We start from the raw sequence: 13,922 nt of genomic DNA, 5'->3' as shown, positions 1-13,922 counted from the left end.
ATGTTAAGTGTCTTGGTGTGTAACCTTCTGGGGCGAAGACAATTAACAGTGGAAAGTACAACATTAATTATCTTTTTCTGCTTTAATTCGTTGAGGGGATGTTTAATTCGTTAAAAGAAAAGAAATTGTTTTATAGTTTACAGTAAAATTCTAATAATCAATTCGATAAATCGTTTGTTAGCGAATGGGTGCTGCGGGGTTGCAGCTTTTGGTGACTACAGTAATAATCAAAAAAGCCACAGCTTTTAGACTGTGGCTTTTTGTGAGATATATTTCCTACAAATTACTCTCCCATAAATGGGTATCTGTAATCTTCTGCAGGTACAAAGGTTTCCTTGATTAGTCTAACAGAAGCCCATCGTAGCAAGTTCATCTTAGAACCGGCTTTATCGTTGGTACCGCTGGATCTCGCGCCACCAAATGGTTGTTGTCCAACTACGGCTCCGGTAGGTTTGTCATTTATATAGAAGTTACCTGCCGCGTTTTGCAACATATCTGTGGCAACTGCTGCCATATATCTATCTCCAGAGAAGACTCCTCCTGTAAGTCCGTAAATACTTGTATTGTCTACGGTTTTAAGCAGATCTTTCCACTTCTCTTCACTATAGTTTTTATCGTCATACACATAAATAGTTACTACGGGACCAAATAATTCAGTTTCCATAGTTGTGTAATGAGGATCTGAAGTTAAGATTACTGTAGGTTCTATAAAGTAGCCTTCAGATTTATCATAATTTCCTCCAATTACAACTTCAGCATCTTTATCCTTCTTAGCTTTATCAATATAACTGGCCAATTTATCGAATGCGCCTTCGTGAATAACAGCATTAATAAAGTTGGTCATATCTTCTGGAGATCCCATTTTGAAAGATTCAATATCCTCTTTTAAAAATTCCTGGATCTCTGGCCATAGACTTTTTGGTAGATAAACTCTTGAAGCTGCACTACATTTTTGTCCCTGGTACTCAAATGCACCACGAGAAATAGCAGTTGCAACTTGTTTTGGTTTAGAGGTTGGGTGAGCTACAATAAAGTCTTTTCCTCCTGTTTCTCCTACAATTCTTGGGTAGGTTTTGTACTTCTGGATGTTATTACCAATTTTACCCCAAATTCCTTTAAATACATTTGTACTTCCTGTAAAGTGAATTCCGGCGAAATCAGGGCTGTCGAGTACGGTGTTGGTGATCATTTCTGGATCTCCCATTACCATATTAATTACACCATCTGGCAAACCAGCTTCCTTAAATACTTCCATTATTACCTGTGCAGAAAAAATCTGACTATCACTAGGCTTCCAAACTGCAACGTTCCCCATAAGAGCCGCACTTGATGGAAGGTTTCCAGAAATAGCGGTAAAGTTGAAAGGAGTAATAGCATAAACAAAACCTTCTAAAGGTCTATATTCTACGCGGTTCCAGTTTCCGTCAGAAGAGTTTGGTTGCTCGTTATACATATCTGACATATATTCTACGTTGAAACGTAAAAAGTCACATAGTTCACAAGCTGAATCGATCTCTGCCTGGTAAATATTTTTTGATTGCCCAATCATTGTCGCAGCGTTAATTCTAGAACGGTATGGTCCAGCAATAAGATCGGCTGCTTTAAGGAAAACGGCTGCGCGCTGTTCCCATTCTAATTTAGCCCATTTTTCTCTTGCTTTTAAAGCTTCGTCTATAGCCTGTTCAACGTGCTTTTTCTTAGCAAGGTGATAAGTTCCTACTTTATGTTTGTGGTCGTGTGGAGGGCGAATATCTGCCGTATCTCCGGTTTTTATCGCTTCAGATCCAATGTAAAGTGGAACTTCCATATTGGAGTTATATAGATCTTTGTAAGTGAGTAAAACTTCTTCCCTTTCCGGGGTTCCCGGCGCATAAGATTTTACTGGCTCGTTAACCGCCTTTGGAACGTGAAAAAATCCTTTTCCCATAGTTATTTTGTGTTTTTTTTGGTTTTTAAATATTGTACCTATAAAGGTAAAAAAATTACGTGATTTTTAATCCTTCTGAAGGAGCATTCACTAAAGCTTAACTATTTTTGTAAATTCAAGACTTTTATTAAGAAAATTTTATGTGCACCATAAGCCTCACGCCTCATCTTCAAAATCCCAATGGATTTATCTTAACATCTAACAGGGATGAAGCGAGCGAAAGAGAAACCTTTCCGCCCGATTTTAAAGCTGAAAACGATACAAAATTGCTTTTCCCTCAAGATGCCGTGGCCGGTGGAAGCTGGATTGGGGTAAGCGAAGTAAAAAGAGTTTTATGCTTAATGAATGGTGGTTTTGTTTCGCATAAGCGTGAAGATTCTTACCGAAAGAGTAGGGGATTGGTTTTAAAAGACTGGCTTGTTGCCCATAATATTGAATCCGAAATTGAAAACTATACCCTAAAAGACATAGAGCCATTCACAGTAGTGATAGCCGATTGGTCTTCAGGGTTATTTTTTGCTGAATTTGTTTGGGATGGAAAAGAGAAATATTTTAAAAAGCTGCCATTCCAGCCGCAAATTTGGTCTTCTTCTCCTTTATATACTTCAGAAATGAAAATGCTTCGGGAAGATTGGTTTTCAACTTTTCAAAAGGAAAAAGATCTTTCAGCTGAAAATTTATGGGAATTTCATCATTCCGCAGGAAAAGGTGATAAAGAGATTGATTTAATTATTGATCGTGGATTTCTAAAAACAAAAAGTATCTCGCAGATAGAATTCTTGCCAGGGAAGTTGATTTTTAAGTATGAAGACCTTGAAAAAGGAAAGATTACCAGAAAGGAATTTCCGGGACTTTAATTTACGGCAAAGGGAGCGCTTAGTTTAAAAGTAGGGATCTTAACCCTAAATTTCCTGGTAGAAGTAAAGCTCACCATATTATAATAACCGCTCATAGATCCAAATGGAGAATTTAACAGGCAGCCACTCTGATAAGTGTGCGATTCACCAGGCTTTAAAACAGGTTTCTGACCAATTACGCCTTCCCCCTGAACAATTTCAGTATGATTTAAAGCGTCTTTGATCTTCCAGAAACGAGAGGTTAACTGCACCGAATCATTACTTTGATTTTCTATGGTAATATGGTAAGAAAAGGCAAAACGGGAGCCCAAGTTCTTGAGTAAAGTACCTTCAAAACTGGTGTTAACAGAAATCCTTATGCCTCTTGTAACTTGTTGAACCATATATTAGTAAATAGCAAAAGATGCTAAAATTGATATTATTGCTGCAATTCCTGCTAAAATAAAAAATATAAAGTTTAAGAGAATGAACTTTACAATGGTTTTAACACGTCCCTGGCCGTAAAAATTACGCATGGCCTTATATAAATAAAAGATAAAAACGGTATTGGCAATGGTAAATGCCCAATCTTTTAAAAGGTAATCTACTAGCAATGCCAGAGCGTAAACGATAAAGAAAGTGGTTTGTACATGAAAGGCAAAGATTAAATGCTCCATATAGTTAAACGGCCTTCTTAAGTATAACAGCCAAATAAAAAGGGCAAACACCGGTAAATAAAAGAAGATGATAAATGGAAGTTTATTTACAAAATAATTAAAGAATAGTCCCGGGTTATCTTTTACGGTATTCCAATCTACCGCCTTTTTGTAAAGCCAATGGTTGTAGGAGGTTTGCGGGTAAGCAAGGCTATCCATTGCGGTTTCCGCATTCCTAATAGTGGTTTCCTTATAAAATCTTGAATAGATATTGAGCTTTTTTGTTCCTGCATCCAGGTAAGTCATAGTGTCCAACTCCTGTGGCGGGACATAAAATTCTTTATACGATTTTGCCTTATTTTCATTTTGGGCCTTAATAATTGAATCCAGGTTCATGCCACCAACAGGAGTATGGACTATGTTAGGAGTTCCAGTGTTTAAACTGTCTTGCTGCAATTGTTCAGCGATTTCTGTATTGTCTGAAATCGGTTGAATATTATCGAAGGAATTAGTAAAACTCCAGATTAAAAAGAAAATAATGGAAGCGCTTAGGTAAAATCTAAACGGATTGGCATAGCACATGCGCTTTCCATTAATATAATCTTTTGAAATTCTACCGGGAGAAAATAACAAAACCCTTAGAGTTCTTTGAAAACGCGAATCGTAAGCAAATAGGCCTGAAAAGAATTCAGAGAAAAAATCGTCGAATTTTAATTTTTTGGTACTATTTAATTGTCCGCAGGTAGGGCAATATTTATCACTTTTATCTAGCGGAAAATCACAATTTAGACATTTAGTACCCCTATATTTTAGATCAAATCTATTGCTTGCCATTTTTTAGAAGGAGTTGGTTAGGTTCTTAATTAGTTGCTGATATTCGTTGAATTCCCGGTACCTATTCCAATTAATCGGTCATATCTGGCCCCCGGATTTCGGTAATAAATTAAAACCTGGTAGGAATTTTCGGTTTCATCGAAATTCCCGCTAAAAAAACCTTCATCTATAGTTCCGTCGGTGCGTTTTAATACATATTTATAATTATAAAATCCCTGTTTAAATAGCCGTGCACCTTCATAAAGATCGGAATTTTCATTGTAACTAAGACGGGTGCTTTCATCTAAATTAAAATTATTGAAAGCTCCATAAATATGAACTTCTCCACCATTTAGCTCTGAATAATTCTGAAGTTGAAAATGAACCCAAACATACTCGGCTTCTATAGATGGGTTTTCTGCAGGTAAACTTCTTATAAGAAATTGCCCGTTTATATCGGGATTATAAGTGTATGGTTCATTGGCGCGGGTGCGATCTGTAAATAAATAATGATGATATAGATCCTTTAAGGCCACCGAACTAATATCGGCAGTAGAGGCTCTTAGTTCCTTATTGTCAAACTGAAGATATTCGTTACCGCCCCAAAATGCTGTTTTGGTATCATAGCGATAAACCAGGTCGTTGCCAATATTATATTGTGGTTTAATATTTTTTATACCCGTTTTTAGGTTGTGATTTTTGGTGATTAGCACCTTAACGTTGTTTTCGGGATTTTTCAATATTAAATTAGGAGATTCAATCGTGAAATTAACAACTTGTTTTTCATCTATAAAATTAAGGTCTCTGGAGCGTCTTAGGTTAATTCTGGCCTGGGCAATATTTTCATAAACCATAAATTTTCGGGAAAAAACCAATTCTTTCTCGGCATTAAAAATATTGATCATATAATTTCCGCTTACTCTAAAGCCGCCGGTATCTTCGTTAGGTATTTTAAGCTCGTAGTGAGAAAAAGGTTGAAGCGTATTGTAAGAATTTAAATAATTAAAGATCCTAATATCGTCAAAACCAATTAAATATTCAGTTTTAGCCAACTGTGTCGGTGTCCAATCGTAATTATAATGTTCTATGGTGTAATAATAATCGGCTTCGTCTCCAATGATGTCATCAAACTTTAATATTAATGGTTCTCCCAATTGTAAAACAGGATTTCCATAGTTGTTTTCTGTATTTCCCGAGAGCTGAATACTTCTTATATAATTTGGCGCGAGTGTTTCTTTTGCAACCTGGGCGGTCAATACGAGCGATGAAATAGAAAAGAGTAAAAGGATGAAAAGTTTTTTCATTGTAAATAGAATCTAGACAAATGTAATTACAATTCTTATTCCATAATTTTTAACATTTCATTTTAACAGTTTTAAATGCTTAAAAATCTTTGGTTTCTTGGGAAAAGTGTGCTTAAAATTCCTAAATTTGCACGACTCAAAACAAAAAATTTTTAACATACACTCCATCCTATGTCAAAAGACATTCGAATTAAAAGAGGATTATCTCTAAAATTAGAAGGGGAGGCGGAAAAAGAGCTTGTAAAAGCTCCGAGGTCTAAGACCTACGCAATCAAACCGCCAGATTTTCACGCTTTGGTACCTAAAATGGTTTTAAAAGAAGGGGCTAAAGTCCTTGCCGGCGATGAACTTTTCTTTTCAAAATACACTGATGAAATACGTTTTACCAGCCCTGTAAGTGGGGTGCTTAAGTATATTAAGCGTGGTGAAAAGCGTAAGATCATGGAAGTGATTATAGAGGCCGATCCTGAAGACACTTACAGAGATTTTGGAAAAATGGACGCTGCTTCTTCTGATGCTGAAGCTGTAAAACAACGCATTTTAGAAAGTGGTTGTGGTGCATTTATTAATCAACGACCTTACGATATTATTGCCGATCCTAAAGATACGCCAAAAGCTATCTTTATTTCTGCAGTAAGTACGGCGCCACTAGCCCCAGATTGGGGTTTTATTTTGAAAGATAAGCTAGCTGCTTTTCAGGAAGGAATAAACGCGCTAAAAAAACTTACTCCAGGTAAAGTACACCTTGGTGTAGATGCTAGGTCAGCACAATATTTAAAGGATATTAAAGGAGTGGAACTTCATACTGTAAAAGGGCCACACCCTGCAGGAAATGTTGGAGTTCAAATTCATAAAATAGATCCTATTAATCAGGGTGATAGAGTTTGGACTGTGAATCCTGAAGATGTAACGATTATTGGGAATCTTTTCCTTACAGGAAATTATATCGCCGATAAAACCGTTGCAGTAACAGGTAGCGAAGCTACTAACCGTAAATATTTTTCAACAAAAATTGGAGCTGAGGTTTCAGATCTTATCCAAAAGGTTGATGAAGATGTTCGTATCGTTTCAGGAAATGTGCTTACCGGTTTAAAATTAGCTTACGATCAACACGTGAGTTTCTTTTCTAACGAAGTAACACTTCTTCCGGAAGGGAATAATTACAGAGCTTTTGGTTGGTTGCCATTTACATATAACAATATTCATTCAAACTCAAGAACTTCTTTATCCTGGTTGTTTCCAAATAGGAAATTTAAACCTACTACCAATTTAAATGGTGAGGAAAGAGCGCTTGTGGTAACCGGCGAAATGGAAGAGGTTTTACCTATGGATGTTTACCCAATGCAGCTTATTAAAGCTTGTATGGCCGGTGATATTGAAAAGATGGAAAATCTAGGGATCTATGAGGTAGCTCCAGAAGATTTTGCTTTGGTAGAATATGTGAATACGTCCAAGATCGAGATTCAGGATGTAATTCGTCTTGGTTTAGATTTAATGATTACTGAAGTAGGTTAAAAAGCAGTATAATTATGGAATGGATTAGACAAAGATTAGATAAAATAAAGGAGCCTTTTGCACCTGGGAAAAAATATGAAAAGTATGCGCCTGCAGTTAATGCAATCGATACCTTCTTATTTACCCCAAATCATACTACGCAAAAAGGAGCTCATATTCGTGATGCAGTAGATTTAAAGCGTACTATGATCACGGTTGTACTTGCCCTTATTCCGGCGCTTATTTTCGGAATGTGGAATGCAGGCTACCAACATTTTACTCAACTTGTAGATGCTGGTACCATTGAAGCATTTACCTTTTGGGAAGCGATTGGTCACGGTGCATTAAAGATTGTTCCTATGATCGTTGTTTCTTATGCGGTTGGTTTAGGAATTGAGTTTGCTTTCGCCATCTTTAGAGGGCACGAAGTAAACGAAGGATATTTGGTAACAGGATTGTTAATACCGATGATTATGCCTATAGATTTCCCACTTTGGATGTTGGCATTATCGGTAGTATTCGCAGTACTTGTGGGTAAAGAAGCATTTGGAGGAACCGGAATGAATATTCTTAACCCTGCACTTACCGCAAGAGCATTTGCCTTCTTTGCATACCCTACTTATATGTCTGGTAACCAGGTTTGGGTTAGCGAAGCAAGCAGCGTAGATGCCATTTCCGGAGAAACTATTCTTGGTTCTTTGGCAGCTGGAGAGAATGCCAGTTACAGTATGATGGATATGTTCTTTGGCTTTATTCCGGGTTCTGTCGCTGAGACTTCAACGCTTTTTATTCTTTTAGGAGCCTTGCTTTTAATCTTAACGAAAGTAGGAAGCTGGAGAATTATTTTAAGTGCGTTTATAGGTGCTGCAGTAATGGGGCTTATTTTCAACGCATTGCCTTCAATGGGTCTTACCGGTAATCAACTTACAAACTTCCCGTGGTACGGTCACCTTATTATTGGTGGACTTGCTTTTGGTATTGTATTTATGGCTACAGATCCGGTATCTGCCGCCCAAACTATGAAAGGAAAATGGATCTACGGATTTTTAATTGGTTTCCTTTCAGTAATGATTAGGGTGTTTAACCCGGCATATCCTGAAGGGGTAATGCTTGGTATCTTACTTATGAATGTATTTGCACCAACGATAGATCACTACGTTATTCAGTCGAATATCAAACGTAGAAAGAAAAGAATTAAATCGGCTACCGCACAGGTAAAAACAGCAGTTTAGTTATGGAAGAAAAATCAGTAAATAAAACAAACAGTAACGGTTATACGTTTCTTTTTGCGGTGATTATGGTGTTGGTTGTAGCCTCTGTCTTGGCTTTTACAGCAACCTCGCTTCAGCCTATTCAGAGAGAAAACGTACGTCAGGAAAAGATGCAGAGTATTCTGGCTACTATAGGTGTTGAAACCGATAGAGCAGGAGCAGAAGAGCTTTATAATCAATATATCACTGAGGCAGTTACCCTAAATCAAAAGGGTAATGTAAAAGAGGATGTAGATGCTTTTACGGTAGATTTGGCCAAGGAGCTTAAGAAAGAGCCTATAGATCAAAACTATCCTTTATATATTGCTAACTACGAAGGTTCTAAATATTATATAGTTCCTTTAAGAGGTAATGGGCTTTGGAACGCGATCTTTGGTTACATTTCTTTAAAGGATGATGTAAATACTATTAAAGGTGCCACTTTTGACCACCTTGGGGAAACTCCGGGTCTTGGTGCAGAAATCACCAAAGAATGGTTTAGAAAAAGTTTTGAAAACGAAAAGATCTTTGATAGTAATGGTAATCTAATTGGTGTATCTGTGGTAAAAGGTGATATAGATCCTTCAGATAAAGGCGATAATAAGGTAGACGCTATTTCTGGAGCTACAATTACCGGAGACGGAGTATCTGATATGATTTCAGAAAGGCTTCAGCGTTATCTGCCTTACTTCAAACAGCAAACAGAAATTAAAGTTGCAACTAAGTAATTATGGCTACAGAGAAAAAAAATATTTCAGAAGAGAAAGAAGCCAAAAAGAAGGAAATGATCCTTTTTCTATCTAATTCAGAAGAAAAAGAGCACTTCCTTTCTAAAGGCAATAGAAAATTATTGTCAGATCCGTTGGACGATAACAACCCTATTACCGTTCAGGTATTAGGTATTTGTTCAGCACTGGCAATTACGGTACAATTAGAACCTGCAGTGGTTATGGCTATCGCGGTGGTTGCGGTTATGGCTTTTAGTAACATGATCGTTTCTATGCTGCGAAATATGATTCCAAGTAGAATTAGGATTATTGTACAGCTGGTAGTAGTAGCCTCCCTGGTAGTTTTAGTAGACCAGGTGCTTAAAGCTTATGCTTATGATGTAAGTAAGCAGCTTTCGGTATTTATTGGTCTTATTATTACCAATTGTATTGTAATGGGACGTTTGGAAGCTTTTGCTTTAGGAAACGGGGTTTACAAATCTTTCCTTGATGGTGTTGGTAATGCCGCAGGATATGGATTAATACTTGTAATCGTGGCATTTTTCCGTGAACTTCTAGGTTCTGGAAAATTATTCGGATTTGAAGTTTTAGGACATAAAGGAGCCACTTTGGCCGACTCTACAGGATTATATGCTTTTGGATATGAAAACAACGGTTTAATGTTGCTTTCCCCAATGGCCTTAATTGTTGTTGGTTTGCTTATTTGGGTACAACGTGCCAGAAACCGTAAACTGATAGAAGAGAACTAAAAGCACAACAGCTTAAATAAAATTAAATTATGGAATTAATAAATTTATTTGTTAGAAGTATTTTCATAGAAAATATGATTTTTGCCTACTTCTTAGGAATGTGTTCCTATTTAGCAGTGTCAAAAACCGTGAAAACAGCTGTTGGGTTAGGTGCTGCGGTAATTTTTGTACTTACTATTACCGTACCAATTAACTACTTGCTGGATAACTACCTTTTAAGACCGGGAGCTTTGCAATGGCTCGGTGCAGAATATGCCAATGTAGACCTTAGCTTCCTAAGCTTTATTATGTTTATTGCGGTAATTGCATCTATGGTACAATTAGTAGAGATGGTCGTGGAGAAATTTGCCCCTGCACTATACGGTGCGCTTGGTATTTTCTTACCGCTTATTGCTGTAAACTGTGCTATCCTTGGAGGATCACTTTTTATGCAACAGAAGGATTTTGGAGCTATAACTGAAGCCTTAACCTATGGGTTTGGTAGTGGAATTGGATGGTTCCTGGCAATTCTTGGTATCGCAGCTATTCGTGAAAAAATAGCATACTCTAATGTGCCTGCTCCATTAAAAGGTTTGGGGATAACATTTATTATCACCGGGCTTATGGCGTTAGGATTTATGAGTTTTATGGGAATTAAATTATAATCGCAAAAGAAAGATTATGACAGTTATTATAGCAAGTGTAGTAGTATTTTTAGCATTAATACTCATATTGGTTTCTGTGTTGCTTGGGGCAAAGGCAAAATTAGCGCCTTCTGGTCCGGTTACCATAAACGTAAATGGGGAAAGAGATATGGAAGTTGGTTCTGGAGGAACTTTGCTTTCAACTCTGGGAGACAATAAATTATTCTTACCTTCTGCCTGTGGTGGTGGTGGAACTTGCGTGCAGTGTAAATGTATCGTAAAAGAAGGTGGCGGTGCCATTCTTCCTACCGAGGAACCACACTTTACTCGTAAAGAGATCGCACAGGGATGGCGATTAGGTTGCCAGGTGAAGGTGAAAGAAGATATGAAGATCACTATTCCGGAAGAAGTTTTCGGAATTAAGAAATGGGAAGCTACAGTGGTAAGAAATTACAACGTAGCATCCTTTATTAAGGAATTTGTAGTTGAAATTCCTGAAGATATGGATTACAAGGCTGGAGGTTATATCCAGATCGAAATTCCTAAGTGTGAAGTGAAATTTAGTGATATGGATATCACAGCTCACCCTGAAGAACACGATACTCCAGATATGTTTGAAGAAGAATGGGACAAGTTTAAACTTCGCCCACTGGTAATGAAAAACCCTGAAACCGTAGAGCGTGCTTACTCTATGGCTTCTTATCCAGCTGAAGGACGTGAGATTATGCTTAACGTACGTGTAGCTACTCCACCATGGGATAGATCAAAAGATACCTGGATGGCTGTAAATCCTGGTATTGCTTCTTCTTATATTTTCTCAAGGAAAAAAGGAGACAAAGTAATTATTTCAGGGCCTTATGGTGAATTCTTTATTAACCATAGTGAGGCAGAAATGCTTTATGTTGGTGGTGGTGCAGGAATGGCGCCAATGCGTTCTCACCTTTACCATTTGTTCCGTACGCTTAAAACCGGTAGAAAAGTTACTTACTGGTATGGTGGACGTTCAAAAAGAGAATTGTTCTATATAGAACACTTTAGAGCTTTGGAAAGAGATTTCCCTAACTTTAAATTCTACCTTGCACTTTCTGAGCCAATGGAAGAAGATAATTGGAAAGTGAAGAAAAGTCTTGATGATGATGGCGACGGATTTGTTGGCTTTATTCACCAGGTTGTAATAGATAACTATTTAAGTCATCACGAAGAACCGGAAGATATTGAATTGTATTTCTGTGGACCGCCGTTAATGAACAAAGCCGTTCAGAAAATGGGTGAAGACTTCGGAATGCCACCAGAAAACATCAGGTTTGATGATTTTGGAGGTTAATAAAAACAGTATCCCGCTTTTTAAAGCGGGATTTTTTATTTTTGCACTATGGCAAAATTAAATGATCAGGAACTGCATAACCTTGCAATGAATATTGTAGGAAAAGAGCTGGAGGAACAGGGTTACGAATTTCTTGGGGTAAATAGTGAGATAAAAAAGGATCCGCAGTTCGTTGCTTTAAAAGACAAAAAACTTCACTTTGTAATAGTGCGCGCTATAGAATATCCATATAATCCCAAAGAATATGATATGGCATTCCTGCAATCTATTAAAGACCATGCTGTCAAATTCAAGGCTCGTACCTTTTACGCGGGAGTAGGTCTTGCAAATTCTTCCGATTATGAAAAACCGGTGATGCATGGCGAAGAATATGTAGTGAATTATGAAGGCTGGCAGGAAATTTAATCTGCTGAATAAAATATTTATAATTAGATGAAAAAAATTACTGCATTATTCTTTCTTGTTTTACTAAGTGTTTCCTGTAAAAATGATGGGCCGCAGGCAAATACATATACCGGGAATGCTCTAGGAACAACCTACCAGGTGAAATATTTTTCTTCGGAAAATTTTAATACTGAAAAAGCTTTAGATTCTATTTTTTACGTGATCAATACTTCCATGAGCACCTATCAGGATAATTCTGATATTTCCCGAATAAACTCTGGTGCTGAAGAGGTAGAAGTAGATGTACATTTTCAAAATGTATTTAGATATTCTAATCAGATTTTTAGGGAAAGTAACGGCTATTTTGACCCAACAGTAGGTAGTTTGGTAAACGCCTACGGCTTTGGCCCTGATAAGCCTTTAAATGAACCAGACGAAGCTGTTTTAGATTCCATAAGACAACTTGTGGGATTTGAAAAAGTTAAATTAACCGCCGATAATACTATTCAGAAGGAAAACCCGAATATCTACCTCGATTTTAATGCTATAGCAAAGGGATACACAATTGATGTTATCGCTGACTATTTGGATAAGCAAAATGTTGAAAATTATCTAATCGAACTTGGGGGAGAATTAGTAGCCAAAGGACAGAATTTAGAACGAGAATCTCCCTGGATGGTAGCAATAGATAATCCGCAGCAAACCGATGCTGAACGTACTTTGCAAACTGTTCTTGCATTGAAGAACCGGGCGATGGCAACTTCCGGAAATTACCGAAAATTCAGAATTGACAGTATTACGGGGAATCGCTATGTACACACTATAAATCCATTAAACGGGAAAGCCGAAAAAAGCAATTTGCTCAGCGCATCTGTACTTGCTGAAAATTGTACGCTGGCTGATGGTTACGCCACCGCTTTTATGGCTTTAGGCTACGAAAGATCCTTAGAAATGCTGGAAGAATTAGAGAATGTAGATGTTTATTTTATTTACGTAGATGAGGCCGAAAGTATTCGAATTTTTACTTCTAACGGATTTGAGGAAGCTTTAGTAGAAGATTAATTCTTATAACAAACCGGAATAACTTCCCCTTTTGCAAGACGGTATTTATCAATTTCTTCAGTAGATAATTGATTGGTATAATCAACTTCTTTAACCTTAAAACCTATACTTCTTAATTTGTCAAAATAATCCTTACCGTATATTCTTACGTGGTCGTACTGGCCAAAAATACGTTCCCGTTCTTTTCTATCGGTAATCGAATCATCCTCAAAAGTATTTTTCCTCTTTAAATCCTGCGGAATTTGCAGAATCGCTGTACCGCCGGGTTTTAGAATTCGATAAATCTCCTGCATCGCTTTAGTATCATTTGGAATATGTTCTAAAACATGATTGCAAAGAATAAAGTCGAATTCATTTTCTTTAAAAGGCAAATTGCAAATATCAGCCTTTACATCAGCTAAAGGTGAGTTCAGGTCGGTAGTGGTGTAATCCAAGTTTTTAAGCTTTCTAAAGCGTTTATAAAAAGCCTGCTCGGGTGCAAAGTGCAGTACTTTTAGGTTCTTGCTAAAGAAATCGGTTTCATTTTTTAAGTATAACCAAAGTAAGCGATGCCTTTCCAGGGAAAGCGTAGAAGGGGAGAGCACATTTTCCCGCTGGTTAATATATCCGTAGGGAAGAAATTTAGAAAAGCTTTTCCCGTCTATCGGATCGGTGTATTTACTTCCGCGAAGCGCATATTTAAAGAAAGGTTTAACCCAATAACTTACTTTTATGAGCAAGGGGCGGGGGACGGTATTTAAAACTACTTTAAAAAGCTTTTTCATTAAGAATT

Annotated in this window: 14 protein-coding genes; 9 read left to right on the top strand and 5 right to left on the bottom strand. The window is 37.3% G+C overall.

The annotated features are described in order from the left end of the window. Window positions 1–283: 283 nt before the first annotated feature. Window positions 284–1,927 (bottom strand): L-glutamate gamma-semialdehyde dehydrogenase, encoded by a 1,644-nt coding sequence (gene pruA / locus APB85_RS01790; protein ID WP_057480440.1) that lies wholly within the window; start codon window positions 1,925–1,927, stop codon window positions 284–286. A gap of 140 nt (window positions 1,928–2,067) precedes the next feature. Here pruA and APB85_RS01785 point away from each other — a divergent pair, with 140 nt between their 5' ends. After that, the gene (locus tag APB85_RS01785; RefSeq protein ID WP_057480439.1) at window positions 2,068–2,784 is read left to right on the top strand and encodes an NRDE family protein; all 717 of its coding nucleotides are present in this window, start codon (window positions 2,068–2,070) and stop codon (window positions 2,782–2,784) included. On the opposite strand, the gene apaG is transcribed toward APB85_RS01785, so the two are convergent. From apaG to APB85_RS01770, 3 genes are read right to left on the bottom strand one after another with little or no spacing between them, the layout of a single operon-like run. Continuing rightward, window positions 2,781–3,167 (bottom strand): Co2+/Mg2+ efflux protein ApaG, encoded by a 387-nt coding sequence (gene apaG / locus APB85_RS01780; RefSeq protein WP_057480438.1) that lies wholly within the window; start codon window positions 3,165–3,167, stop codon window positions 2,781–2,783. The genes APB85_RS01785 and apaG overlap by 4 nt on opposite strands. A gap of 3 nt (window positions 3,168–3,170) precedes the next feature. Next, window positions 3,171–4,253 (bottom strand): DUF3667 domain-containing protein, encoded by a 1,083-nt coding sequence (locus tag APB85_RS01775; RefSeq protein ID WP_057480437.1) that lies wholly within the window; start codon window positions 4,251–4,253, stop codon window positions 3,171–3,173. A 29-nt stretch (window positions 4,254–4,282) separates the two neighbouring features. Beyond that, on the bottom strand, window positions 4,283–5,536 hold the full coding sequence (locus APB85_RS01770) for a type IX secretion system plug protein (RefSeq protein WP_057480436.1): 1,254 nt from the start codon (window positions 5,534–5,536) through the stop codon (window positions 4,283–4,285). Window positions 5,537–5,707: 171 nt separating this feature from the next. Here APB85_RS01770 and APB85_RS01765 point away from each other — a divergent pair, with 171 nt between their 5' ends. Genes APB85_RS01765 through APB85_RS01730 form a run of 8 tightly spaced genes read left to right on the top strand, consistent with a single transcriptional unit; the run spans window position 5,708 to window position 13,150 of the window. Continuing rightward, entirely contained in the window at window positions 5,708–7,051 is a 1,344-nt protein-coding gene (locus tag APB85_RS01765) for a Na(+)-translocating NADH-quinone reductase subunit A (RefSeq protein ID WP_057480435.1), read from the top strand. Between the two features lie 14 nt (window positions 7,052–7,065). Next, window positions 7,066–8,262 carry an NADH:ubiquinone reductase (Na(+)-transporting) subunit B gene (locus tag APB85_RS01760; protein ID WP_057480434.1) on the top strand — a complete coding sequence of 399 codons (1,197 nt, stop codon included), beginning with the start codon at window positions 7,066–7,068 and terminating at the stop codon, window positions 8,260–8,262. A 2-nt stretch (window positions 8,263–8,264) separates the two neighbouring features. Beyond that, window positions 8,265–9,008, top strand: coding sequence for a Na(+)-translocating NADH-quinone reductase subunit C (locus APB85_RS01755; protein ID WP_057480433.1), 744 nt, complete (start codon window positions 8,265–8,267; stop codon window positions 9,006–9,008). A 2-nt stretch (window positions 9,009–9,010) separates the two neighbouring features. Further along, window positions 9,011–9,757: an NADH:ubiquinone reductase (Na(+)-transporting) subunit D gene (locus APB85_RS01750; RefSeq protein ID WP_057480432.1), complete on the top strand. Its 747-nt coding sequence runs from the start codon at window positions 9,011–9,013 to the stop codon at window positions 9,755–9,757. Between the two features lie 29 nt (window positions 9,758–9,786). Beyond that, window positions 9,787–10,401 (top strand): NADH:ubiquinone reductase (Na(+)-transporting) subunit E, encoded by a 615-nt coding sequence (nqrE, locus tag APB85_RS01745; protein WP_057480431.1) that lies wholly within the window; start codon window positions 9,787–9,789, stop codon window positions 10,399–10,401. A 16-nt stretch (window positions 10,402–10,417) separates the two neighbouring features. Further along, entirely contained in the window at window positions 10,418–11,704 is a 1,287-nt protein-coding gene (gene nqrF, locus APB85_RS01740; RefSeq protein ID WP_057480430.1) for an NADH:ubiquinone reductase (Na(+)-transporting) subunit F, read from the top strand. 48 nt (window positions 11,705–11,752) lie between these two features. Beyond that, window positions 11,753–12,109: a hypothetical protein gene (locus APB85_RS01735; protein WP_057480429.1), complete on the top strand. Its 357-nt coding sequence runs from the start codon at window positions 11,753–11,755 to the stop codon at window positions 12,107–12,109. A 27-nt stretch (window positions 12,110–12,136) separates the two neighbouring features. Continuing rightward, entirely contained in the window at window positions 12,137–13,150 is a 1,014-nt protein-coding gene (locus APB85_RS01730; protein WP_057480428.1) for an FAD:protein FMN transferase, read from the top strand. Here the strand turns inward: APB85_RS01730 and APB85_RS01725 are convergent. Then, window positions 13,147–13,914 (bottom strand): class I SAM-dependent methyltransferase, encoded by a 768-nt coding sequence (locus APB85_RS01725; protein WP_057480427.1) that lies wholly within the window; start codon window positions 13,912–13,914, stop codon window positions 13,147–13,149. The genes APB85_RS01730 and APB85_RS01725 overlap by 4 nt on opposite strands. Between the last annotated feature and the right edge of the window lie 8 nt (window positions 13,915–13,922).

Origin of the sequence: Salegentibacter mishustinae (genome assembly GCF_002900095.1) — a bacterium.
In the GTDB taxonomy this organism is placed as follows: domain Bacteria; phylum Bacteroidota; class Bacteroidia; order Flavobacteriales; family Flavobacteriaceae; genus Salegentibacter; species Salegentibacter mishustinae.
The sequence above is the reverse complement of the archived record's forward strand: the minus strand, read 5'-3'. Positions and strand labels throughout refer to the sequence as shown.

Excerpts from the sequence above, each read along its gene's own strand:
- apaG (WP_057480438.1), bottom strand. The coding sequence starts at position 3,167 with ATGGTTCAACAAGTTACAAGAGGCATAAGGATTTCTGTTAACACCAGT.
- APB85_RS01735 (WP_057480429.1), top strand. The coding sequence starts at position 11,753 with ATGGCAAAATTAAATGATCAGGAACTGCATAACCTTGCAATGAATATT.
- APB85_RS01775 (WP_057480437.1), bottom strand. The coding sequence starts at position 4,253 with ATGGCAAGCAATAGATTTGATCTAAAATATAGGGGTACTAAATGTCTA.
- pruA (WP_057480440.1), bottom strand. The coding sequence starts at position 1,927 with ATGGGAAAAGGATTTTTTCACGTTCCAAAGGCGGTTAACGAGCCAGTA.
- APB85_RS01725 (WP_057480427.1), bottom strand. The coding sequence starts at position 13,914 with ATGAAAAAGCTTTTTAAAGTAGTTTTAAATACCGTCCCCCGCCCCTTG.
- APB85_RS01760 (WP_057480434.1), top strand. The coding sequence starts at position 7,066 with ATGGAATGGATTAGACAAAGATTAGATAAAATAAAGGAGCCTTTTGCA.
- APB85_RS01770 (WP_057480436.1), bottom strand. The coding sequence starts at position 5,536 with ATGAAAAAACTTTTCATCCTTTTACTCTTTTCTATTTCATCGCTCGTA.
- APB85_RS01785 (WP_057480439.1), top strand. The coding sequence starts at position 2,068 with ATGTGCACCATAAGCCTCACGCCTCATCTTCAAAATCCCAATGGATTT.
- APB85_RS01765 (WP_057480435.1), top strand. The coding sequence starts at position 5,708 with ATGTCAAAAGACATTCGAATTAAAAGAGGATTATCTCTAAAATTAGAA.
- APB85_RS01755 (WP_057480433.1), top strand. The coding sequence starts at position 8,265 with ATGGAAGAAAAATCAGTAAATAAAACAAACAGTAACGGTTATACGTTT.
- nqrF (WP_057480430.1), top strand. The coding sequence starts at position 10,418 with ATGACAGTTATTATAGCAAGTGTAGTAGTATTTTTAGCATTAATACTC.
- APB85_RS01750 (WP_057480432.1), top strand. The coding sequence starts at position 9,011 with ATGGCTACAGAGAAAAAAAATATTTCAGAAGAGAAAGAAGCCAAAAAG.
- APB85_RS01730 (WP_057480428.1), top strand. The coding sequence starts at position 12,137 with ATGAAAAAAATTACTGCATTATTCTTTCTTGTTTTACTAAGTGTTTCC.
- nqrE (WP_057480431.1), top strand. The coding sequence starts at position 9,787 with ATGGAATTAATAAATTTATTTGTTAGAAGTATTTTCATAGAAAATATG.